Source organism: Microbacterium aurugineum, from assembly GCF_023101205.1.
GTDB classification, from domain to species: domain Bacteria; phylum Actinomycetota; class Actinomycetes; order Actinomycetales; family Microbacteriaceae; genus Microbacterium; species Microbacterium aurugineum.
The window spans coordinates 1,739,460-1,760,335 of the sequence record NZ_CP078078.1; the positions used below are offsets into that span (position 1 = coordinate 1,739,460).

The window sequence follows — 20,876 nt, forward strand, 5'->3', positions numbered from 1 at the left end:
ACGTCGAGCCACTCGCCGCGTCAGCGTCGACGGCGCCCGACCACAGGGATCGCCTGCGTCTTCCACTCCTCCCACCCCGGAGTACCGGCCATGAAGGCATCGATCTGCGCGCGATCCGCGCGCAGCTTCGGATCGTTGTCGAGGTACTTCTTGGTCTCCCTCGCCACCAGGCCGGAGAGGAGCAGGAGACCGATCAGGTTGGGCAGCGCCATCAGGCCGTTCATCGCGTCCGAGAAGGCCCACACGACGCCGAGCTGCACGGTGCACCCGATGAACACGACGAGCGAGAAGATGATCCGGAAGGGCATGACGGCACGTCGGCCGATGAGTCGCTCGACGTTGCGCTCCCCGTAATAGGACCATCCCAGGATGGTCGAGCCGGCGAACATCACCAGCCCCAGCGTCACGATGATGTGTCCCCAGTCCCCGGGGAGTCCGTGGGAGAACGCCGCCCCGGTCATGAGAGCGGGACTCAGCTGCTCGCCCGTCTCAGGGTCGATCTCCTTCCACGTGCCGGTCGAGATGATGACCAGACCGGTGCACGTGACGACGATGATCGTGTCGATGAACGTCTGCGTCATCGACACGAGACCCTGCCGCACCGGGTGGCTGGTCTTCGCGGCCGCCGCGGCGATCGCCGCGGATCCCATTCCGGACTCGTTCGAGAAGATGCCGCGTGCGACACCGAACTGAACGGCGATGATGATCGCGGACCCCGCGAAACCGCCCACAGCGCTGGTGCCGGTGAACGCCTCGGAGAAGATCTGGGCGAACGCGGCAGGGATCGCCCCCACGTTCGCGATGAGGATGTAGAGGGCGCCGAGCACGTAGAAGATGATCATGATCGGCACCAGGCCTGCCGTCACACGCCCGATGGACTTGATGCCGCCCACCAGGACCACCAGGGCGAACGCGGTGAGGACGATGCCCGTCACCCAGGTCGGCACGTCGAAACTCGCCTGGAGGTTCTGCGCGATCGAGTTGCCCTGCGTCATGTTGCCGATGCCGAAGCAGGCGATCACCGCGAACACGGCGAAGGAGAGCGCCAGGACCTTGCCGAAGGGACCCCGGATGCCGCGCTCGAGGTAGTACTGGGGCCCACCGGACTTCTCCCCCGCGTCGTCGGTCTTGCGGAAGCGCACGCCGAGGAACGCCTCGGAGTACTTCGACGCCATGCCGAGCAGCCCGGTGATCCACATCCAGAAGAGAGCGCCAGGACCGCCGATGCCGATCGCCGTCGCGACGCCGACGATGTTCCCCGTGCCGACCGTGGCGGCGAGGGCCGTCGTGAGGGCCTGGAACTGGGAGATGTCACCATCGGCGCCGGGGTCGTTGCGCGTGAAGAGTCCGAGTCGCAGAGCCGAGCCGAGCCGGACGAACTGCAGGCCTCCCAATCGGATGGTGAGGTACAGACCCGTGCCCAGCAGCAACGGGATGAGGAAGAACGGTCCCCAGATGAATCCGCTCACGGTCTCGAGAACTGTCTGGAGGTTGGTGAGATCCATGTCGGCTCCTGTCGGTGTCGGCGTATTCGACGCTGTCACCATATTCACAGGAAGCGGACCGGAGCGGACCCCCACCCGCGTGTCCGGGGAACCGACCTCACGCCTGGCAGCGCGGGCACCAGTAGAGCTTGCGCGCGCCGATCTCCTCGAGAGCGATCTCGGTACCGCAGATCCGGCAGGGAAGCCCCGCCCGGTGGTACACCCAGTGCCGATCGTCGCGGTTGGCCATCGCCGCCCGGTAGTCCTCGCCGGTGAGACCGTCCATGGTCATCATCTGCCCGGTCTCGACGCCGATGGCGAGCAGACGCACCCAGTCGTGCCAGAGCGCCCGGACGATCTCCTCCGGAACGTCTCGCCCCGGCGTGTGCGGATTCAACCGCTGACGATAGAGCATCTCGGCACGGTAGACGTTGCCGATACCGCTCACGACCGACTGGTCCATCAGCAGCAGCGCGATGACCGTCGACTTCTTCCGCACGGCACGAACGAAACGCTCCTCGTTCTCCACCGGATCGCCGACCAGCGGGTCGGGACCGAGCTTCGCGATCGTGGCGAGCATCTCTTCGGGCGACTGCAGCACGCAGGCGGTCGGTCCGCGCAGGTCCGCGGCGGTGATGTCCGTCATGAGGCGCAGACGCACCTGCCCGACGACCGGAGGCGGCCATTCCAGCCCCTCGTCCGCGAGCCCCTTGGTCTGCTCCGACATGCGCACGTGGACCCGCGTGCGACGAGGTGCTCCGATCGACGCCAGCGAGTTCTCCCCCGCGTCGTCCAGGATCGGTTCATCCAGGACGGTTCCCCGCTGATTCGTCTGTCCCATCCGACCGTTCGCCGACGCGATGGTCGGGTCGACGAGGATGTCGCCCGCGAAGTCCCAGGCCCCGTAGAGACCGAGGTGCACCCGTAGCCAGATGTCCCCCTCCGCCTCCAGGAACATCTGCTTCCCGACGGCCTGCACGCTCACCGCCGCCCGCCCGTCGAGGACCGCGGCTCCCTCGGCGAATCGTCCTTGCGGGCTCGATGCACTCAGCGTCTTGCCGACGAAATTCCGATCGAACTGCCGCGCGATCCGGTGGACGGAATGCCCCTCGGGCATGTCAGGCCCGGGGATCCGGGAGAAGCGACCCGTCGCGCTCGAAGTCCGCGATCTGACCGATGCGACGGACATGGCGCTCGTCACCGGAGAACGGCGTCTCGATGAACCGGTCGATGAACGACGTGACCTCCTCGTAGGAGTGCTGCCGCGCACCGATCGAGATCACGTTGGCGTCGTTGTGCTCCCGGGCGAGCTCCGCGGTCGACAGATTCCACACGAGGGCCGCGCGGATTCCACCGACCTTGTTCGCAGCGATCTGCTCACCGTTCCCGGAGCCGCCGAACACCACGCCGAGCGCATCGACACCCGCACGCTGATCGGCGACGACCGCCTGCGCGGCGCGGATGCAGAATGCGGGGTAGTCGTCGACGGCGTCGTACTCGATCGGCCCGTGATCGACGACCTCATGGCCCGCAGCGCGCAGATGATCCTGGAGCTGGGTGGAGAAGTCGAGGCCCGCGTGGTCGGTGGCGATGTGGATGCGCATGGCTCCCATCCTAGAAGTGCCGGATCGCGATCGGGATGTCAGGGAACGAGGCCTGCGGCTGCCGGCTTGAAGCCCGCGCGCACGTTCTCGCAGCAGCCGGGACGGCACACGTCGAACGCTCCGGGAAGCGACGTCACGTGGGGTCGGTCCTCGTTGGGACGGCCCTGAAGACGCTCCTCGATCAGGTCGACGATGCCCGCGACGAAGGCAGGTGACACACCCGGGGTGGGAGTGCGGGTGAACGACAGGCCCGCTTCCTCCGCGGCTTCGGCCGCCTCGGTGTCGAGGTCCCAGAGGACCTCCATGTGATCGCTCATGAAGCCGACGGGGACCACCGCGACGGCTTTGCGCCCGCGGCTCGGCAGCTCGGCGATGACGTCGCACACGTCGGGCTCGAGCCACGGCTGCGAGGCGGGCCCGGACCGCGACTGGTACACGAGCTCCCACGACACGTCCTCCGCACCGGGTACGGTCCGGCGGACGCGGTCCATCACCCAGGCGGCCACGGCCAGGTGCTGCGCGGCGTAGGCGCCGCCCTCACCCCACTCGATGTCGCGGGCTCCGGAGCGTTCCGCGTCGGCCGTCGGGATGCTGTGGGTCGAGAACAGTATCTGGATGTCGGTGGCCGCGACGCCCTCGGCGAGGAAACCCTCGACCGCATCGCGCACTCCGGTCTCGAAGGCCTCGACGAAGCCCGGGTGATCGTAGAACGGACGGATCTTGTCGATCGTGACCGTCTCTCCCAGACCCGTCTCCTCCAGCACGCGGGCGAAGTCCTCGCGGTACTGGCGGCAGCTGGAGAAGGAGCTGTAGGCGCTCGTCGCGAAGGCGAGCAGGGAGTTGTGTCCGTTGACGGAGGCTTCGCTCACGACCTCCTCGAGATACGGAGCCCAGTTCCGGTTGCCCCAGTAGACCGGAAGATCGATGCCGCGCTCGACGAGGGCCTTCTGGAGGGCCTCCTTGAGCACGCGGTTCTGCCCGTTGATCGGGCTCACTCCACCGAAATGACGGTAGTGGTGCGCGACCTCTTCGAGCCGCTCGTCGGGGATGCCCCTTCCCCGGGTCACATTCCGCAGGAACGGGATCACGTCCTCCTGCCCTTCGGGGCCCCCGAACCCCGCGAGGAGGATCGCGTCATAGGCCACGGGCGTGGTCACGTACGGTGCGCCATCGGCGGCACCGGGCGAGGCAAAGGGAACAGCATTCGGCTCGATCGCAGTCACGACTCCATCCTTTCACCTCCGCCGCGTAGGAGCGTCCACCTCGATGCGGGTGGACATTCGCCGCTCTGGCGTAGGCTGTCATGGTTGCCGTCGGCGCCACCTGCGCCAAGCCCCGGTGACATCCCCTCACCCCTGGGAGTACAGCTGTGCCTGGAGAGAACCTCACCCGTATCGAAGCGCAGGAGCGCCGCGACGTCATCGACACGCAGTCCTATGAAGTCGCCCTCGATCTGACAAAGGGCGCCGAGGTCTTCGGCTCTCGCAGTGTCGTGCGCTTCACCGCGACGCCCGAGAGCTTCACCTTCATCGATCTCATCGCCCGGGATGTGCGCGAGATCTCCCTCAACGGCGAGCAGCTCGACCCGAGCGAGGTCTTCGCCGACTCCCGCATCGCGCTCACGGGGCTCCAGGCGGAGAACGTCCTCGTGGTCGATGCCGATTGCCTCTACACGAACACCGGGGAGGGTCTGCACCGCTTCGTCGATCCCGTCGACGGCGAGGTCTACCTCTACTCGCAGTTCGAGGTCCCCGATTCACGTCGTGTGTTCGCGGTCTTCGAGCAGCCCGACCTCAAGGCGACCTTCCAGTTCACCGTCACCGCTCCGGCGGCGTGGAAGGTCATCTCCAACTCCCCCACGCCGGAAGCCATCGTGCACGACGACGACGTCACCGCGACCTGGGGCTTCGAGCCGACCCCTCGGATCTCGTCTTACATCACCGCCCTCGTCGCCGGGCCCTACGAGTCGACCTTCTCGGAGCTCACGAGTGCGTCCGGCCGCGTCATCCCCCTGGGCGTGTACGGCCGCAAGAGCCTGTGGCAGCATCTCGACGCCGACTACATCTTCGACAAGACCCGCGAGGGCTTCGCCTACTTCGAATCGAAGTTCGGCGTCCCGTACCCGTTCGCCAAGTACGACCAGCTGTTCGTGCCGGAGTTCAACGCCGGCGCGATGGAGAACGCGGGAGCGGTCACGTTCACCGAGACCTACGTGTTCCGCAGCAAGGTGACCGACGCCGTCAAGGAGCGCCGGGTCGTCACGATACTCCACGAACTCGCGCACATGTGGTTCGGGGACCTCGTCACCATGAAGTGGTGGAACGACCTCTGGCTCAACGAGTCCTTCGCCGAATGGGCCTCGACCATCGCGACGGCCGAGGCCACCGAGTGGACCGAGGCATGGACGACTTTCAACGCCATGGAGAAGACCTGGGCGTACCGCCAGGACCAACTTCCTTCGACTCACCCGATCGTCGCCGAGATCAACGACCTGGAAGACGTGCAGGTCAACTTCGACGGCATCACCTACGCCAAGGGCGGCTCCGTCCTCAAGCAGCTTGCCGCCTGGGTGGGCATCGAGGCCTTCTTCGCCGGAGTATCCCAGTACTTCCAGAAGCACTCCTGGGGCAACACCGAGCTGAGCGACCTGCTGTCGGAGCTCGAAGCCACGAGCGGCCGCGATCTGAGCACGTGGTCGAAGAAGTGGCTCGAGACCGCCGGCGTCAACACGCTCGAGCCGGTCATCGCCGAGGGTGACGACGGCACGATCTCGCGCTTCGCCATCACCCAGACCGCGCCCGCAGACTACCCGACGATCCGTCCTCACCGCCTCGGTATCGGCTTCTACACGCTGACCGACGGCTCGCTCACCCGCACGCATCACCTCGAGGTCGATGTCGACGGGGACCGCACCGAAGTGCCCGAGCTGCACGGCCTCGCCCGACCGGACCTCGTCCTCCTGAACGACAACGACCTCGCTTACGCGAAGATCCGTCTCGACGAGAAGTCGCTCGCGACGGCGATCGCGCACCTGGCGGACATCCACGACCCCCTCGCACGTTCGCTCGTGTGGGGTGCCGCCTGGGACCAGACCCGCGACGCCGAGACCGGTGCATCGGAGTACATCGACCTCGTGCTCGGCAACATCGGCCGCGAGACCGAGTCGACCACCGTGCGCACCACGCTCGCTCAGCTCCGCTCCGCCGCGACGCTGTACGTCGCGCCCGCTGATCGCGAGGCTGCCCGCCTCAAGGTCGCCGACGGCCTGTGGAGCCTCGCAGAGGCAGCGGAGCCCGGCAGCGACAGTCAGCTGCAGTTCGTCACCGCGTTCGCGAACGCCCTGGTCACCCCGGAGCACGCAGGCATCGTCGGACGACTGCGATCCGGAGAGGACACCCTGCCCGGATTGGAGGTCGACGCCGACCTGAACTGGCAGCTCCTCGTCGGCCTCGCCACGATCGGTGCCACGGATGCCGCGACGATCGATGCCGCCCTCGCTTCGGACAACACGGCCAAGGGCGGAGAGTTCGCGGCGCAGGCACGCGCTTCCCTTCCCGACTCGGCGTCCAAGAAGGCGGCGTGGGCATCGCTGATCGAGCGTGACGACGCTCCGAACACGATCGTCCGCTCTGCAGCGCTCGGGTTCACGCATCCGGCAGGTACGGCGGTGCTCGCCGAGTTCGTCCCCGCGTACTTCGACATGCTGCTTCCGGTGTGGGAGTCGCGCAGCTATCAGATCGCGCAGTACCTGATCGTCGGACTCTTCCCGACGGCGCTGGCCGATATCGCGCTACGCGACGCGACCCGCGCCTGGCTGTCCGCCCACCAGGACGCGGCGCCGGCGCTCCGCCGACTCGTGCTCGAGAACCTGGCGGATGTGGAGCGCGCGCTGGCCGCGCAGGCGCGCGACGCCGAGGACTGATCCCCGACGCATCCGAAACGGAGACCATCCGTCCCGCACTCGGCGTGTCCCTCACCGACACGGCGACAGGGGGACGGATGGTCTCCGTTTTCGTCTGGTGCCCGCGCCCAGCCCGCGCAGAGAACCGATCGCTAGGATCGTGACTGATGATCCTCCCCTTCGCCGACACCGACTCACCCGCGGAGACGCCCCTCCCCGATGGAGTGGAAGCGTTGCTCGCCTGGCTGACGCAGGTCGGCAAGAACGCGCTCACCGTCGCGCTCATCATCGGCAGCTGCATCGTGATCGGCCTGGTGCTCCGTCTCATCATCCGACGGGTCGTGCGTCGCATCGTCGACAGCGCCAAGAACAAGGCCTCGGTCGACGACACGCAAGCACTCGAGCGCTCGCCGCTCGCAGACATGCGACTGGTGCAGCGCACCAGGACACTCGGCACGATCCTGCAGAACATCGTCAACGTGATGCTGGTCGTCATCGCGATCGTGCTCATCGTCAATGCTCTGAACTCGTCGCTCCTCGGCTCGCTGACGCTCCTCACGGCCGCCGTCGGTGCCGGATTGGGCTTCGGCGCACAGAACATCGTGAAAGACGTGCTCAACGGCATGTTCATCGTGGCCGAAGACCAGATCGGTATCGGTGACGTGGTCGACCTCGGCCTGGCGAGCGGGGTCGTGGAGTACGTCAGCGTGCGGATCACTCAGGTGCGCGACGTCAACGGCACCCTCTGGTACGTGCGAAACGGAGAGGTCACCCGCATCGGGAACATGTCCCAGGGCTGGGCGCGATCGATCATCGACATCGGTGTTCCTGCAGACTCCGACCTCGACCTGGTCGAACACACCATGCTGGAGACGGCACAGGGGCTCGCGAAAGACCCGAAGTGGCGCACCCGCATCATCGACAAGCCGGAGCTGTGGGGCCTCGAATCCATCGACGGCGACGCGCTCGTCGTCCGCATCGTGATCAAGGCCCGAGCCAACGCGAAGGACGATGTGGCGCAAGAACTGCGCCGCCGCCTGCGCGCGGCCCTCCTCGAGAAGGAGATCAGCGTCCCGCGGATGGCAGATGTCGTCCCCACCGGCCTCGACGGCGCACGCCGCGTGCGAGGCGCGAACCCGCCCAGGACGCGCCCGAACGCCGTCACCGGCGTTCCCGTCATCCCCGATCGCGGGATCTGGCGGCGCAAGAAGCCCACCGACGACGGGAGTACCCCGAAGTGACGTTCTACGACGAGGTCGGGGGTCACGAGACCTTCCGCAGGATCGTCTCTGTGTTCTACCGTGAGGTCGCACTCGATCCCGTGCTGAAGCCGATGTACCCCGAGGAGGATCTGGGGCCCGCAGAGGATCGGCTCCGCCTCTTCCTCGAGCAGTACTGGGGCGGACCGACGACCTATGGGGAGACCCGCGGGCATCCCCGGCTCCGGATGCGCCACATGCCGTTCCACATCGACCCGGACGCCCGGGATCGTTGGCTTCGTCATATGAGGACCGCCGTCGACGAGGCGCAGTTGTCCCCCCTGCACGAATCGACGTTGTGGGACTACCTGGAGCGCGCCGCCTATGCCATGGTGAACACATTCGAGCCGTCGGGCATCGGCGCCGCAGCTGGCGACCGTCCCACGCTCGAGACCCGCTCACGTCAGGAATCAACGGAGAACTCATGACGACAACGCCCCTGTCCACGGATGTCCTGGTGATCGGATGGGGGTTGTCCGGCCTCGTCGCCGCCGCAGAGGCGCTGGATGCGGGGCGGCGCGTGGTCCTGATCGATCAGGAGCCGCGCACCAATCTGGGCGGTCAGGCTTGGTGGTCTTTCGGCGGCCTGTTCTTCATCGATTCCCCCGAGCAGAGGCGTCTCGGTATCAAGGACTCGCTCGAGCTCGCGACGCAGGACTGGTTCGGCAATGCCGCCTTCGACCGCCCGGAGGATGAATGGCCACGGCGCTGGGCCGAGGCATACCTGCAGTTCGCGGCCGGTGAGAAGCGCTCCTGGCTGCGTGAACGCGGCGTCGGCTTCTTCCCGGTGGTGGGGTGGGCGGAACGAGGCGGATACGGCGCGATCGGCCCGGGCAACTCCGTGCCACGGTTCCACATCACGTGGGGAACCGGACCCGGGATCGTGGCACCGTTCGCCGCTGCCGTGGAGCAGGGCGAACGTGAGGGGCGCCTGACCGTGCTTCCTCGACACCGCGTGTCGGAACTGATCGTGACGGACGGCACGGTGACGGGTGCGCGCGGCAGCATCCTCGCATCGAGCGGTGCGGAGCGGGGTGAGCCGACCACCCGCGAGGTCATCAGGGAGTTCGAGATCTCAGCGGGTGCCACGATCGTCTCCTCGGGCGGCATCGGTGGCAACCACGACCTCGTCCGCGCCGCGTGGCCGTCGAGGCTCGGCGCGCCGCCCGCGCACATGCTCTCCGGCGTGCCGGCCTACGTCGATGGATCGATGCACGGCGTGAGCGAAGCGGCGGGCGCGCGGCTGATCAACGGTGACCGGATGTGGCACTACGTCGAAGGCATCACGAACTGGGACCCGGTGTGGCCCTCTCACGGCATCCGCATCCTCCCGGGGCCCTCGTCGCTCTGGTTGGATGCCACCGGACGACGTCTGCCGGTTCCGCTGTACCCGGGTTTCGACACCTTGGGCACCCTCGAGCATCTGCGCTCGACAGGGCACGACCACTCCTGGTTCGTCACGTCGCGGCAGATCGTCGAGAAGGAGTTCGCGCTGTCCGGGAGCGAGCAGAACCCCGACCTGACGGGCAAGGATGTCAGGCTGCTGCTCCGTTCACGGCTCGCGAAGGGTCCGACAGGTCCCGTGCAGTCGTTCCTCGACGAGGGCGAGGACTTCATCGTCGAGAACGATCTCGAATCACTCCTGGAGCAGATGCAGCGCCATCCCGGCGGAGAGCTGCTCGACATCGACGCCGTGCGCAAGGAGGTGGTCGCCCGGGATCGTGAGGTCGAGAACGACTTCACCAAGGACGCACAGATCGCGATGCTGCGGTCCATGCGGAACTATCGCGGCGACAAGCTCATCCGCACCGCCGCACCTCATCGACTGCAAGAGCGCAGCGCCGGCCCGCTCATCGCGGTGAAGCTGCACGTCCTCACGCGGAAGTCGCTCGGCGGCATCAACACCGATCTCGACGGTCGCGCATTGAACGCTCAGGGCGCACCGATCCCCGGGTTGTTCGCCGCAGGCGAGGCGAGTGGCTTCGGCGGAGGCGGGGTCCATGGCTATCGTGCACTCGAAGGCACGTTCCTGGGCGGCTGTCTCTTCAGCGGTCGTGCAGCCGGACGTGCGGCCGCAGCCGGGAGCTGATCCTCGGGTCTGCCGCGCGTGTCGCCGTCGACGTCTCAGCCTGCGGAGCCCGTGTCGCGGACGCCCGTGAGTCCGGAGGCGATCGGCCCTCGCACCAGGACATGACCGCGGCGGAAGGACAGCCGGGTCCACCGACCGGACCGGGTGACGGGCACCTGTTCGTCCCCGGAGATGAAACCCATGGCGTCGGCGGCGAAGGCGATGCCACGCGGCAGTCCGCCCAGCTCCTCATCCGGTTCCCCCCAGATCGCTGCGCGAAGCGCCCGGACGGCTTCCTCGCCCGATCCTGCACCCGCGCCCCGAGCCACCGCGGAGATCCCCCACTGCGCGCGCTGCGCAATCGTCGAGGCCGGGAGCGCGGAGGCCTGCTCCCATCCGGAGCGAGGCGGTGCGACGCCGGCCCACGCGGGCGATAGTCCCGTGTCCGGGAACGCGAGCTGGGCCTGCTCGTCCGTCGTGGTGAGCTGATCCACGACGACATCACAGCGGAGTTCAGGGTCAGCATGCACGATACGCATGGCGAGGATCGTCGGAGTCTGGTCGAAGAGACCGTGCGGCGCCAGCGCGGCGGTGGTCAGCGCGAGGACGCCGTTCGCTGCCTGCAGCCGCACCCCGTCGTCCGTGATCCGGGTCGCTCGACCGACGAAAGTGAGGACATCCTTCGCGGTGTCCGGGTCGGCGAGGAGGAGGTGATGCGGCACGCGTTCTAAACTACCAACGGAGCGGCGTGTGCGGTCGCGGGGAAGGAACATATGAGCGCGGAGGACCATGCCGTCCGGACCGTCGAGCGGCTGCGTGAGATCCTCGATCTCGATGCGACGCAGGCACGGACCACGGAGGACATCTTCACGGGTTCGTCGCATCCCATGCCGAGCGGACGCATCTACGGCGGTCAAGTCCTCGCGCAAGCGCTCCTCGCCGCCGAACGCACACTTCCCGAAGACCGGGCTGTGCACTCGATGCACGGCTATTTCCTGCGCCCCGGCGACGCGAGTCAGGGAATCACGATCGCCGTCGATCGGATCCACGACGGCCGTTCCTTCTCGACCCGGAGGGCGCAGGCCTATCAGAACGGTGTGCCGATCTTCTCGATGATCGCGTCGTTCCAAGACGGTAATCCCGGTGTGGAGCACGCCCAGCCGATGCCGGAGGGCATCCCTTCCCCGGAGGAGCTCACGCCGGACGAGGAGCGCGTTCACGGCCTTCCCGAGGGCACCACGCGCATGTTGAGCGAACGCGCTGCCGACATCCGGCACGTCGACTCTCCGCTGTATCTGCCGAGTGACGACCAGCGTGTCGCGCGCCAGGCGGTGTGGATGCGTCTGCGTGCACCACTCCCCGACGATCAGCGCCTGCACCGTGCCGCGCTCGCCTACCTCAGCGACATGACGATCCAGGAGTCGATCCTCCGCGCGCACGGCGTGTACTGGGCGTTGCCCGGGTTGAAGGTCGCGAGCCTGGACCACGCGATGTGGTGGCACCGTCCCGCCCGTGTGGATGAGTGGCTGCTGTATGTCCAGGAGTCCCCGAACGCCCGCGGTGGCCGCGGGCTCGCCACCGGACGGATCTACACACGCGATGGCTCTCTTGCGGCGAGCGTCGCGCAGGAGATCATGATTCGCGTCCCTGAAGACGCCTCCTGACGCCGCCCCGGCCTCGCGCTGTTCCGCGGGGGCCTCAGCGGTGGGAGTACTCGATCGATGGGCCCACGTAGGGCTCCCAGGCGTCACGCATCTCCGGGGTGAGCCGGGTCGGGCGCCCGGTCTGCGCATCGACGAGCACGATGATCGCGGTCGACCGCGCGTAGATCTGTCGGGGCGCGGCGGTGGGGTCGTTGTGGACTTCGTAGCAGACTTCGACGCTGGAGCCGCCGAGCTTGCCGAACCACATCTGGACTTCGAGAGGCCGGCGTTGATAGGGCACCGGTGCGAGATACTCGATCTCCTGGCGGGCGATGAGGGTCAGGATGCCCTCTTCAATGCCGGAATCGAGCACCGCGGTGGACGGCGCCTCTTCGCCGGGACCCGCCCGCCAGAATGCCCGCACGCGAGCCTCCTCGAGCAGTTTCAGCATCGAGGTGTTGTTCACGTGGTTGAAGGCGTCCAGATCCCCCCAGCGAAGGTGGATCGGGATGTGCAGGCGGGTCCCCGGCGACGTAGACATCGCGGTCTCAGTCGCGCGTCAGCTTGCGGTGCGTCGACCGGTGCGGCTTCGCGGCGTCCGGTCCGAGGCGCTCGATCTTGTTCTCCTCATAGGCCTCGAAGTTGCCCTCGAACCAGTACCACTGGTCGGGCTTCTCGTCGGTGCCCTCGTACGCCAGGATGTGCGTCGCGATGCGGTCGAGGAACCACCGGTCGTGAGTGATCACCACGGCGCATCCGGGGAACTCGAGCAGAGCGTTCTCGAGCGAGCTCAGCGTCTCGACGTCGAGGTCGTTGGTCGGCTCGTCGAGCAGCAGCAGGTTGCCACCCTCCTTGAGCGTCAGAGCGAGGTTCAGACGGTTGCGCTCACCGCCGGAGAGAACGCCGGCCTTCTTCTGCTGATCGGGCCCCTTGAAGCCGAACTTCGAGACGTAGGCACGCGAAGGGATCTCCGTCTTGCCGACGGTGATGAAGTCCAGGCCGTCGGAAACGACCTCCCACAGCGTCTTGTTCGGATCGATGTTGGCGCGAGACTGGTCGACGTAGCTGATCTTGACCGTCTCACCGATCTTCAGGTCACCACCGTCGAGCGGCTCGAGTCCCACGATCGTCTTGAAGAGCGTGGTCTTTCCCACACCGTTCGGTCCGATCACGCCGACGATGCCGTTCGGCGGAAGGCTGAAGCTCAGCCCGTCGATGAGTGAACGCCCGTCGAATCCCTTCTTGAGGTTCTTCGCCTCGATGACGACCGTGCCGAGACGCGGACCCGCCGGGATCTGGATCTCCTCGAAGTCGAGCTTTCTGGTGCGCTCCGCCTCCGAGGCCATCTCCTCGTAGCGAGCCAGGCGAGCCTTCGACTTGGTCTGACGGCCCTTGGCGCTGGACCGCACCCACTCCAGCTCCTCCTTGAGGCGCTTGGCGAGCTTCGCGTCCTTCTTGCCCTGGATCTCGAGGCGCTCGCCCTTCTTCTCCAGGTAAGTCGAGTAGTTTCCCTCGTAGCCGATGAGACGACCGCGGTCGACCTCGGCGATCCACTCGGCGACGTGGTCCAGGAAGTACCGGTCGTGGGTGATCGCGATCACCGCGCCCTTGTACGCCTGCAGGTGCTGCTCGAGCCAGAGCACGCTCTCGGCATCGAGGTGGTTCGTGGGCTCGTCGAGGAGCAGGAGGTCGGGCTTCTGCAGGAGCAGCTTCGCCAGCGCGACACGGCGCTTCTCACCACCGGAGAGCGGGGCGATCGCGGCGTCGGCGGGAGGAGTGCGCAGCGCATCCATAGCCTGATCGAGCTGGGAGTCGAGGTCCCACCCGTCGGCGGCATCGATCTCTTCCTGCAAGGTGCCCATCTCGGCGAGGAGGGCATCGAAGTCGGCGTCGGGCTCGGCCATCAGCGCGGAGATCTCGTTGAACCGGTCGAGCTTCGCCTTGATGGCGATCCCGTCCTGGATGTTCTCGATCACCGTCTTCGACTCGTCGAGTTCCGGCTCCTGCATCAGAATGCCCACCGAATAACCCGGGGAGAGCTTCGCCTCACCGTTCGAGGGGGTGTCGAGACCGGCCATGATCTTGAGGATCGTGGACTTTCCGGCGCCGTTCGGACCCACCATGCCGATCTTTGCTCCGGGCAGGAACGCCATGGTCACGTCGTCGAGGATGAGCTTCTCGCCCACCGCCTTGCGCGCACGCACCATCGAGTAGATGTACTCAGCCACCGAAAACCGCTCCTTCTGTTGGCGTCGAAGATCGACACCCCAGCCTACCGGCCCCTCGGCCCGTCACCAGTCGATCGGGCGCATGGTGCCTACGAGACACCGCCCCTCGGCGAGTTGCGGCATCACGGTCGCGACGACCTGACCCGTGGACGGTCCGACCTGTCCGACCAGGCAGGCTTCATCACCCCACCGCACGGAGAACTGAAGGCTCTCCGCCGGATTGCCTACCGTCGTCTGGTCCTGAGTCACCTGCATGGCGTCGCGATCGAAGCCGGCCTCGACCAGGGCATCCACGTATGCGCGGCCGGAACCACGCTGATCGGTCGCCCATACGCGCTCAGCGACCGCCGTGAAGACAGGAAGGTTCTCTTCTGCCGTGCCATCGGGAACCAGTGCCGGTTCGGGAACGGGCGTGGGGCCCGCCGACACCTGAGCCGTCGGAGAGGCGGAAGGCTCAGGTGTCGGCGCGCAACCGGCGAACAGGAGGACGGCAGCGACCGAAGCCACCACGCCGGCCGTGCGCGCCGGGGAGAAGACCGTTCGACGAATCACGTGCCGAGTCTACGGCTCCTGTCGAAGCGCCTCGGTACGTCACGGAGATCCCGCGTCGCCGTGGGAGTCGCGTGCGAGCTCACCGCACCGCTTCCATCGTGGCGCTCGACTCCGTCCAGGAGAGACCGAGCGGAGTCGTCTCCTCGCCGCGGACGGACTCGTCGTCTCGAAGGTCTTCGGCCGGCGACATGGACCGGTCGCTGTGGACAGCGTGCAGGCCCGGCTCCGCAGTCGGGCGGGCGCGCGGTCGATACGCCGTCGTCCCCCAACGCAGATCGTGTCCGATCGCATCGGCCTCGATATCGACACTCGTGCCATGCTTGCCGTTGCTCTCCCACTCGCGGATCTTCAATCGTCCGGTGACGATCACGCTGTCACCGGTGCGCAGTGAGGCCCTCACGTTCTCACCGAGCTGCCGGAACGCCGCGACGGAGAACCAGTTCGTCCCGGAATCCGTCCACTCCTGCGTCGCCGGGTCGAACCGCCGGTGGGTGCTCGCGAGACGGAAGTTCGTCACGGGTATACCGCCGCCCGTCTGCCCCTGCGTCGGATCTGTGGCGACTCTTCCCACGATGGTCAGCGTGTCGATCATGTCCTGTCCTTCCGGTGACCGGACGCGTGTCGTCCGGGTCTCCAGCCTGCATCCGCGACCACGACTCGATAGCTCGGAATCACGCGAAACGTGCACCGATCGCGTCCCGGGCCTGTCAGTGCAGAAAGGGCCGATCAGGCCGCGTGTCGGAGCGGAGACCGAATGTCGGAGGTCGGTCATATCTTCGAAGGAGCGAAAGGGGTTCCGATGTCCGACAACCTGATCACTGCCCTCCCCGACGTTCCGTACGCAACGCCTCGGCTCTCTTCCAGCCGTGAGCACCTCGTGCGTGCCGCAGATCACCTCTGGCGCGTGCAGGATCGGAGGGAGCACGTCCTCGGGCATCTCAGGCTCACGGCCGATCCGCTCGGGCTCCGGTATCGCGCCGAGCGCCTGCACCTGGCCACGGGCTCTTTTCGCGTCGTCGGCGAGTTCTGGAACGTGGACGACGCCGTTGCTGCGCTGCGCCACTCGTGAGACACGGACCACACCTGCCGACAGCTCAGGCTGACGCAGTCGAAGTGCCCCCGGCAGGATTCGAACCTGCGACCAAGAGATTAGAAGGCTCCTGCTCTATCCCCTGAGCTACGGAGGCGCACGCGTATAGAGTATCGCGGTCGTGCGGCCTTGCACGAAGCCCGCCACGTCAGCGATGTCGGGCCCGTCGATAGGATGGCCGCATGGTAACTGCGTCCGAGAACGACCGTCTCGTATGGATCGACTGCGAGATGACGGGACTCGATCTGGCGGTCGATGAGCTCGTCGAGATAGCCGTCGTCATCACCGACTTCGAGCTCAACCCTGTCGATCCCGGCTTCCAGGTGGTGATTCGCCCCAGCGCGGACGCTCTCGCGCACATGAACGACTTCGTCACGAAGATGCACGAGGCCTCGGGCCTGATCAATGAGATCGCCGGCGGTGTCTCCGTGGAGGAGGCCGAATCGCAGACCCTCGCCTACATCAAGCGCTTCGTGCCGCTGGAGCGCAAAGCGCCGCTCGCCGGCAACACGATCGGGACAGACCGGATGTTCCTCGCCAAGTACATGCCACAGGTCGACCAGTGGTTGCACTACCGGAACGTCGACGTGTCCAGCGTCAAAGAGCTCTCGCGACGCTGGTACCCGCGTGTGTTCTTCCAAGCGCCGACGAAAGACGGCGGGCACCGTGCGCTCGCTGACATCCTGGAGTCGATCCGAGAGCTCCGTTACTACCGCGAAGCGGTCTTCGTCGATGAGCCGGGGCCGTCCAGCGACGAAGCACGAGAGATCTCGACCCGCACGGTGTCAGAGTTCACTCCGAACATGTAATAGACTCGTATGGTTGCCCGCTCCGGTGGGCGCATGGTGGGTATAGCTCAGCTGGTAGAGCGCTGGCTTGTGGTGCCGGATGTCGCGGGTTCGAGTCCCGTTACTCACCCTCAGGAAGAAGGCCCGGGTCGAATGATCCGGGCCTTCTTCGTCCCCTCGTGAACAAGCCGGGCACGTCACCCCGAAGCTCTAGACTGACCTCGTGTCACTCGCGGTCTGGTTCTCGTTGCTGACCGCGTCCGTCGTGATCAGCCTCACGCCCGGTGCGGGCGCCATCAACACCATGTCCAACGCCATGAGCCAAGGGTGGCGGCGCTCGATCTGGGGCATCATCGGCCAGCAGATCGCTCTGGTCGTCCACGTGGCGATCGTCGCTGCCGGCGTCGGTCTCCTCGTCTCACGCTCGGAACTCCTTTTCAACGCCATCCGCTATGCCGGAGCCGCCTACCTCGTCTTTCTCGGGGTACGGCTCCTGCTCGCCCGGCCCGCTGCGGTCAACGTCGATGTCGACGCCCCGGCCCCGATCGACCTCCGTGAGAGCCACTGGTCGATGATCCGACGGGGGTTCTGGGTGAACCTCTTGAATCCGAAGGCGATCGTCTTCTTCCTGGCGTTCATCCCCCAGTTCGTGCGGCTCGATGAACCGCCACTCCCCCAGTACCTCACCTTGATCGCCACCGTGGTCGTGGTCGACGTGATCGTCATGTGGGGGTTCTTCGCTGCTGCCGCACGGCCCTTCCGACGTCTGACGGCGTCCGCGCGTGGACAACGTGTACTCAACGTGGTCTTCGGAACGCTGTTCATCGCCGTCGCCGGTGTCCTCGTCGTCGTGCACTGAGCGGGCGCCGGGCGGCTACCGCCTCTAGGCTGGATGCGATGGAAATGAACGCCGACGCCTTCGAAGAGCTCGTGATCGACGAGCTCGACCGGCTCCCCGATGACATGGTCGAGGGGCTGGAGAACATCGTGTTCGTTGTCGAAGATCGCCCGGAGGACGGCAGCCTCGATCTTCTCGGTCTCTACGACGGTCTGGCCCTCACCGAGCGCACCCAGTACGGCATGGGCGAGCTCCCCGACCGCATCGTGGTCTACCGTGACCCGCACCTGGCACAGTGCGATTCCGAAGACGAACTCCGCGATGAGATCCATACCACACTGGTGCACGAGATCGCCCACTTCTACGGCATCGACGACGAGCAGCTGCATGAGATGGGATGGGCATGACGACACCGGCTGCGCTTCCCGAGCTCGACGAGACCACCGATCTTCGGGCCGCTCCCCTCGAGCCGTGGCAGGTCGTCGTCTGGAACGACCCGGTGAATCTCATGAGCTACGTGGTGCGCGTGTTCCGGACGTACTTCGGCTACTCGGTCGACCATGCCACCGCACTCATGCTCGCCGTCCACCACGAAGGCCATGCGGTGGTCGCGACCGGCCCCAGAGAGACGATGGAGGTCCATGCCCAGGCGATGCACGACTTCGGGCTCTGGGCGACAGTACGGAAGGCGGCATCGTGACCGCTGAGCGCATCCTTCAGGAGATGACGTTGATCGAGGCGTTCCACCTCGCGCGACTGGTGGACGACTTCGTGGAACTCGTCACCGATTCCCGGGACATCGCTGACCCCGCCGTCGATCGGCTGACTCCGACCCCGTATCCGGAGGACTCGGACGCGGCGGCGGAGTTCAGCGTCGCGACGAGAGACGATCTTCTCGACCGTCGCCTCGCCGACGCCCGCATCGTACGGTCGGCTCTCGGCACACTGCCCCCGGACTCCGACGCGCTCACGGAGGACACGGCTCTCACGACGCGAGAGGTGTTCGTGTCCATCGAGAGCGTCGACGCCTGGCTGCGCACGCTCACTGCCATCCGTCTCGTCATCGCCACCCGATTGGGCATCACCTCCGACGAGGACCCCGGCGGGGACGATCGCCACGGCATCTACGACTGGCTGGGTTATCGCCTGGATCTGCTGATCCACGCTGCGGATGAAGCGGAAGGACTTCCGATCGACTGACCGCTAGGGGATCTCGACGATACGCGTCGCGAGCGCGCGTGGGTCGTCTCGGTCGATGTGGCGTCGCTCCTGGGCCGCCCATCGGTCCCAATGTGGGCGATAGGTGTCACCATCACGGGCGAGCGCGCGCCTCTTCCGGGATTCTTCCGTCGATTCAACCCAGATCCGGACGTCGGCGAGGCCTGCGGTCGACGGCCGCAGGATCCCGCTGCCCTCGACGATCACGCCGAGAGCAGGGTCGACGGCGTGGCTCTCGGCCTCGGTCTCCGCTTCCCAATCCCAGCGCCGCCAGGTCCCCAAGTACCCCCGCCCGTGCGGGCGCAGAATCCACTCGAGAGCGCGTTCCGCGCCCTGATCGAGCCCGTCCCAGCCCGGGTAGATCGAGTCGAGCGCGACGAGCTGCACGTGGCCGAGCACAGGCCAGCGCCGCACGAGCCGCGCAGCGAGGGAAGACTTGCCGGCACCGCTGCCGCCGTCGATGAGGACGACCGGGTTGGCCGCAGCCAGTGATCGGATGTCCTGCGCGATCAGGGTCGCCGCATGCTCGAGTGCTGCCGCGACCGGGTCGTCACTTCTTGAGGGCACGGATGATACGTGCGAACGCTCGTCCGGCGACCCAGACGAACGGCACGGCCACAACGAGCAGAGTGACGATGTTGGGCTCGAAGCGCAGGCCCTCTTCACGCCGCACGTAGACACCGACCGGAACGGAAACGCCTCCGCCTCCACCGCCTTCGGCGCCGTCCCCACTCCCCCCGCCGAATCCCGAATAGGTGAACGCGACCGGCGTGATGCTCACCCCATCCACGTCCTGCGGCTCTCCATACGCGCTCTTCACGCCGAAGGACGCAGCTTGCTTTCCGAGTTCCAGTGCAATGTTCGGCATAAGCCCACGGTAGTCGAGGAACGCCGAGCGTGTGGGATCAATCCACGCCGTGCGCCTTGGGATGTTGGGCCGCGCCTCGCCCTTCACCGCGTCCGATGTGCCGCGCGCGGCTGATCGTCGTCGAGCCGAAACGAGCCATGGCTTCATCGACCGCGCCTTCGACCTTGCGCCAGTCCTCGTCGTCGTCCCAGAGTGCCATTCCCGCGCCACCGGCAGGTCGCAGATTCTCTGCCCGAACCCCCACGAGACGGACGGGGTCGCGTCGGTCGATCTGCTCGAAGAGCGTCTGTGCCGCCTCGCCGATCCGCTGTCCGACTGCCGTGGGCTCCGTCAGAGTATGGGATCTGTTCACGGTGCGGAAGTCGTCGAATCGGATCTTGATCGCGACGGTCGACGCCTCCCAGCCGGCGCGTCGAAGCCGGACCGCGACCCGGTCGGCCAGACGCAGCAGTTCCGCACGGAGGAAAGGCCGGTCCAGGATGTCCGTGTCGAAGGTCTCCTCATGGCCGATGCTCTTCTCCACTCGCTCCGTATCGACGGCTCGAGGGTCTTCTCCGCGGGCGAGTTGTCTGAGGCGGGCCCCGAGCGCGGCTCCGACGGCACGATCGATCATCTCCGTCGGCGCGTCGCGGACGTCCTGCACCGTGCGGATACCTCGTGCTTCGAGCGCCTCCGCAGCTTTCGGTCCCACTCCCCACATCGCACGTACGGGCCGAGGCGCGAGGAAGTCGAGCGTGTCGTCGCCGGCGACGATGAGCATCCCGTCGGGCTTGGCGATCGTCGAAGCCATCTTGGCGACATGCTTGGTCGCCGCGACGCCCACGCTGCACGTGATGCCGACCTCGTCGCGCACACGTTCTCGAATCAGCTCGGCGATGCGCGCCGGGCTCCCCCACAGACGCCGCACGCCCTGCACATCGAGGAAGGCCTCGTCCACGGAAAGCGGCTCGACGAGCGGCGTGAACGACTCGAAGATCGCCATGACCTGTCGGGATACCTCTTGGTAGCGCGCGAAGTGCGGCGGGACGATGCGCGCGGACGGACACAGACGCAGCGCCTGCGACACCGGCATCGCGGCGCGTACGCCGTATCGCCGGGCCTCATACGAGGCGCTCGACACGACGGAACGACCATCCGGTGCACCGATGATCAGCGGCAGACCCCGGAGCGTGGGGTCATCCAGCACCTCGACGGCCGCATAGAACGCATCCATGTCGACGTGCAGGATACGCGTGCCGGTATCCTCCGCACCCGCGTCGGAGACGATCCGCCCTCTGCCGTCACCGTGTCCCATGCGAGGATTCTCCCCCGAGCCTCAGACATGAGGCCCGGGGG

At 66.7% G+C, this 20,876-nt stretch carries 23 protein-coding genes and 2 tRNA genes; 12 read left to right on the forward strand and 13 right to left on the reverse strand.

Translation table 11 applies throughout. The features are described 5' to 3' along the window. Window positions 1–20: 20 nt before the first annotated feature. The 4 genes from KV397_RS08475 to KV397_RS08490 form a co-directional block, all read right to left on the reverse strand. Window positions 21–1,505 (reverse strand): alanine/glycine:cation symporter family protein, encoded by a 1,485-nt coding sequence (locus KV397_RS08475; RefSeq protein ID WP_047519659.1) that lies wholly within the window; start codon window positions 1,503–1,505, stop codon window positions 21–23. Window positions 1,506–1,602: 97 nt separating this feature from the next. Further along, complete coding sequence (locus KV397_RS08480) at window positions 1,603–2,601, reverse strand: Fpg/Nei family DNA glycosylase (RefSeq protein ID WP_047519661.1); 999 nt, start codon at window positions 2,599–2,601, stop codon at window positions 1,603–1,605. Window position 2,602: 1 nt separating this feature from the next. Beyond that, window positions 2,603–3,088 carry a ribose-5-phosphate isomerase gene (locus tag KV397_RS08485; protein WP_047519663.1) on the reverse strand — a complete coding sequence of 162 codons (486 nt, stop codon included), beginning with the start codon at window positions 3,086–3,088 and terminating at the stop codon, window positions 2,603–2,605. Window positions 3,089–3,126: 38 nt separating this feature from the next. Continuing rightward, window positions 3,127–4,311, reverse strand: a complete 1,185-nt coding sequence (locus KV397_RS08490) for a ferrochelatase (RefSeq protein ID WP_134353688.1) — start codon at window positions 4,309–4,311, stop codon at window positions 3,127–3,129. 146 nt (window positions 4,312–4,457) lie between these two features. On the opposite strand from KV397_RS08490, the gene pepN reads away from it, so the two are divergent. From pepN to KV397_RS08510, 4 genes are all read left to right on the forward strand, one after another. Next, window positions 4,458–7,010, forward strand: coding sequence for an aminopeptidase N (pepN, locus tag KV397_RS08495; RefSeq protein ID WP_134353687.1), 2,553 nt, complete (start codon window positions 4,458–4,460; stop codon window positions 7,008–7,010). Between the two features lie 146 nt (window positions 7,011–7,156). After that, window positions 7,157–8,230: a mechanosensitive ion channel family protein gene (locus KV397_RS08500; RefSeq protein ID WP_261812620.1), complete on the forward strand. Its 1,074-nt coding sequence runs from the start codon at window positions 7,157–7,159 to the stop codon at window positions 8,228–8,230. Beyond that, window positions 8,185–8,676: a globin gene (locus KV397_RS08505; RefSeq protein WP_227992075.1), complete on the forward strand. Its 492-nt coding sequence runs from the start codon at window positions 8,185–8,187 to the stop codon at window positions 8,674–8,676. Before KV397_RS08500 ends, KV397_RS08505 begins: the two co-directional genes overlap by 46 nt. Next, complete coding sequence (locus KV397_RS08510) at window positions 8,673–10,337, forward strand: FAD-binding dehydrogenase (RefSeq protein WP_261812621.1); 1,665 nt, start codon at window positions 8,673–8,675, stop codon at window positions 10,335–10,337. Before KV397_RS08505 ends, KV397_RS08510 begins: the two co-directional genes overlap by 4 nt. Before the next feature lie 35 nt (window positions 10,338–10,372). Here the strand turns inward: KV397_RS08510 and KV397_RS08515 are convergent, their stop codons facing one another. Then, entirely contained in the window at window positions 10,373–11,038 is a 666-nt protein-coding gene (locus KV397_RS08515) for a hypothetical protein (RefSeq protein ID WP_047523317.1), read from the reverse strand. 51 nt (window positions 11,039–11,089) lie between these two features. Here KV397_RS08515 and KV397_RS08520 point away from each other — a divergent pair, with 51 nt between their 5' ends. After that, window positions 11,090–11,980, forward strand: coding sequence for an acyl-CoA thioesterase (locus KV397_RS08520; protein WP_261812622.1), 891 nt, complete (start codon window positions 11,090–11,092; stop codon window positions 11,978–11,980). Between the two features lie 34 nt (window positions 11,981–12,014). On the opposite strand, the gene KV397_RS08525 is transcribed toward KV397_RS08520, so the two are convergent. The 4 genes from KV397_RS08525 to KV397_RS08540 all read right to left on the reverse strand — a co-directional run bounded on the left by KV397_RS08525 (window position 12,015) and on the right by KV397_RS08540 (window position 15,331). After that, window positions 12,015–12,500: an acyl-CoA thioesterase gene (locus KV397_RS08525; RefSeq protein ID WP_261812623.1), complete on the reverse strand. Its 486-nt coding sequence runs from the start codon at window positions 12,498–12,500 to the stop codon at window positions 12,015–12,017. A gap of 7 nt (window positions 12,501–12,507) precedes the next feature. Beyond that, window positions 12,508–14,187, reverse strand: a complete 1,680-nt coding sequence (gene ettA / locus KV397_RS08530) for an energy-dependent translational throttle protein EttA (protein WP_047523319.1) — start codon at window positions 14,185–14,187, stop codon at window positions 12,508–12,510. A gap of 63 nt (window positions 14,188–14,250) precedes the next feature. Beyond that, a complete protein-coding gene (locus KV397_RS08535; RefSeq protein WP_261812624.1) occupies window positions 14,251–14,739 on the reverse strand; it encodes a DUF6993 domain-containing protein in 489 nt (162 codons plus the stop codon). Between the two features lie 79 nt (window positions 14,740–14,818). After that, on the reverse strand, window positions 14,819–15,331 hold the full coding sequence (locus KV397_RS08540; RefSeq protein ID WP_153244093.1) for a single-stranded DNA-binding protein: 513 nt from the start codon (window positions 15,329–15,331) through the stop codon (window positions 14,819–14,821). A gap of 207 nt (window positions 15,332–15,538) precedes the next feature. On the opposite strand from KV397_RS08540, the gene KV397_RS08545 reads away from it, so the two are divergent. Then, entirely contained in the window at window positions 15,539–15,808 is a 270-nt protein-coding gene (locus tag KV397_RS08545) for a hypothetical protein (protein WP_131490978.1), read from the forward strand. 45 nt (window positions 15,809–15,853) lie between these two features. On the opposite strand, the gene KV397_RS08550 is transcribed toward KV397_RS08545, so the two are convergent. Then, window positions 15,854–15,926, reverse strand: a tRNA-Arg gene (locus KV397_RS08550). An 85-nt stretch (window positions 15,927–16,011) separates the two neighbouring features. Here KV397_RS08550 and orn point away from each other — a divergent pair. The 6 genes from orn (at window position 16,012) to KV397_RS08580 (ending at window position 18,655) form a co-directional block, all read left to right on the forward strand. Next, window positions 16,012–16,638, forward strand: a complete 627-nt coding sequence (gene orn, locus KV397_RS08555; RefSeq protein ID WP_261812625.1) for an oligoribonuclease — start codon at window positions 16,012–16,014, stop codon at window positions 16,636–16,638. Between the two features lie 36 nt (window positions 16,639–16,674). After that, window positions 16,675–16,747 (forward strand) — tRNA-His (locus KV397_RS08560). A 93-nt stretch (window positions 16,748–16,840) separates the two neighbouring features. After that, entirely contained in the window at window positions 16,841–17,476 is a 636-nt protein-coding gene (locus tag KV397_RS08565) for a LysE family transporter (protein ID WP_047523325.1), read from the forward strand. A 38-nt stretch (window positions 17,477–17,514) separates the two neighbouring features. Further along, window positions 17,515–17,862 (forward strand): metallopeptidase family protein, encoded by a 348-nt coding sequence (locus KV397_RS08570; RefSeq protein WP_047523326.1) that lies wholly within the window; start codon window positions 17,515–17,517, stop codon window positions 17,860–17,862. After that, on the forward strand, window positions 17,859–18,155 hold the full coding sequence (gene clpS, locus KV397_RS08575) for an ATP-dependent Clp protease adapter ClpS (RefSeq protein WP_194239217.1): 297 nt from the start codon (window positions 17,859–17,861) through the stop codon (window positions 18,153–18,155). The genes KV397_RS08570 and clpS overlap by 4 nt, the downstream gene beginning before the upstream one ends. Then, window positions 18,152–18,655: a DUF2017 family protein gene (locus KV397_RS08580; RefSeq protein WP_131490974.1), complete on the forward strand. Its 504-nt coding sequence runs from the start codon at window positions 18,152–18,154 to the stop codon at window positions 18,653–18,655. The genes clpS and KV397_RS08580 overlap by 4 nt, the downstream gene beginning before the upstream one ends. A gap of 3 nt (window positions 18,656–18,658) precedes the next feature. Here KV397_RS08580 and KV397_RS08585 read toward each other — a convergent pair whose 3' ends face one another. Genes KV397_RS08585 through dinB form a run of 3 tightly spaced genes read right to left on the reverse strand, consistent with a single transcriptional unit; the run spans window position 18,659 to window position 20,835 of the window. After that, window positions 18,659–19,240 (reverse strand): nucleoside/nucleotide kinase family protein, encoded by a 582-nt coding sequence (locus KV397_RS08585; RefSeq protein ID WP_131490973.1) that lies wholly within the window; start codon window positions 19,238–19,240, stop codon window positions 18,659–18,661. Beyond that, complete coding sequence (locus tag KV397_RS08590) at window positions 19,224–19,541, reverse strand: hypothetical protein (RefSeq protein WP_047523330.1); 318 nt, start codon at window positions 19,539–19,541, stop codon at window positions 19,224–19,226. Before KV397_RS08590 ends, KV397_RS08585 begins: the two co-directional genes overlap by 17 nt. Before the next feature lie 37 nt (window positions 19,542–19,578). Next, a complete protein-coding gene (gene dinB, locus KV397_RS08595) occupies window positions 19,579–20,835 on the reverse strand; it encodes a DNA polymerase IV (protein ID WP_261812626.1) in 1,257 nt (418 codons plus the stop codon). Window positions 20,836–20,876 lie beyond the last annotated feature (41 nt).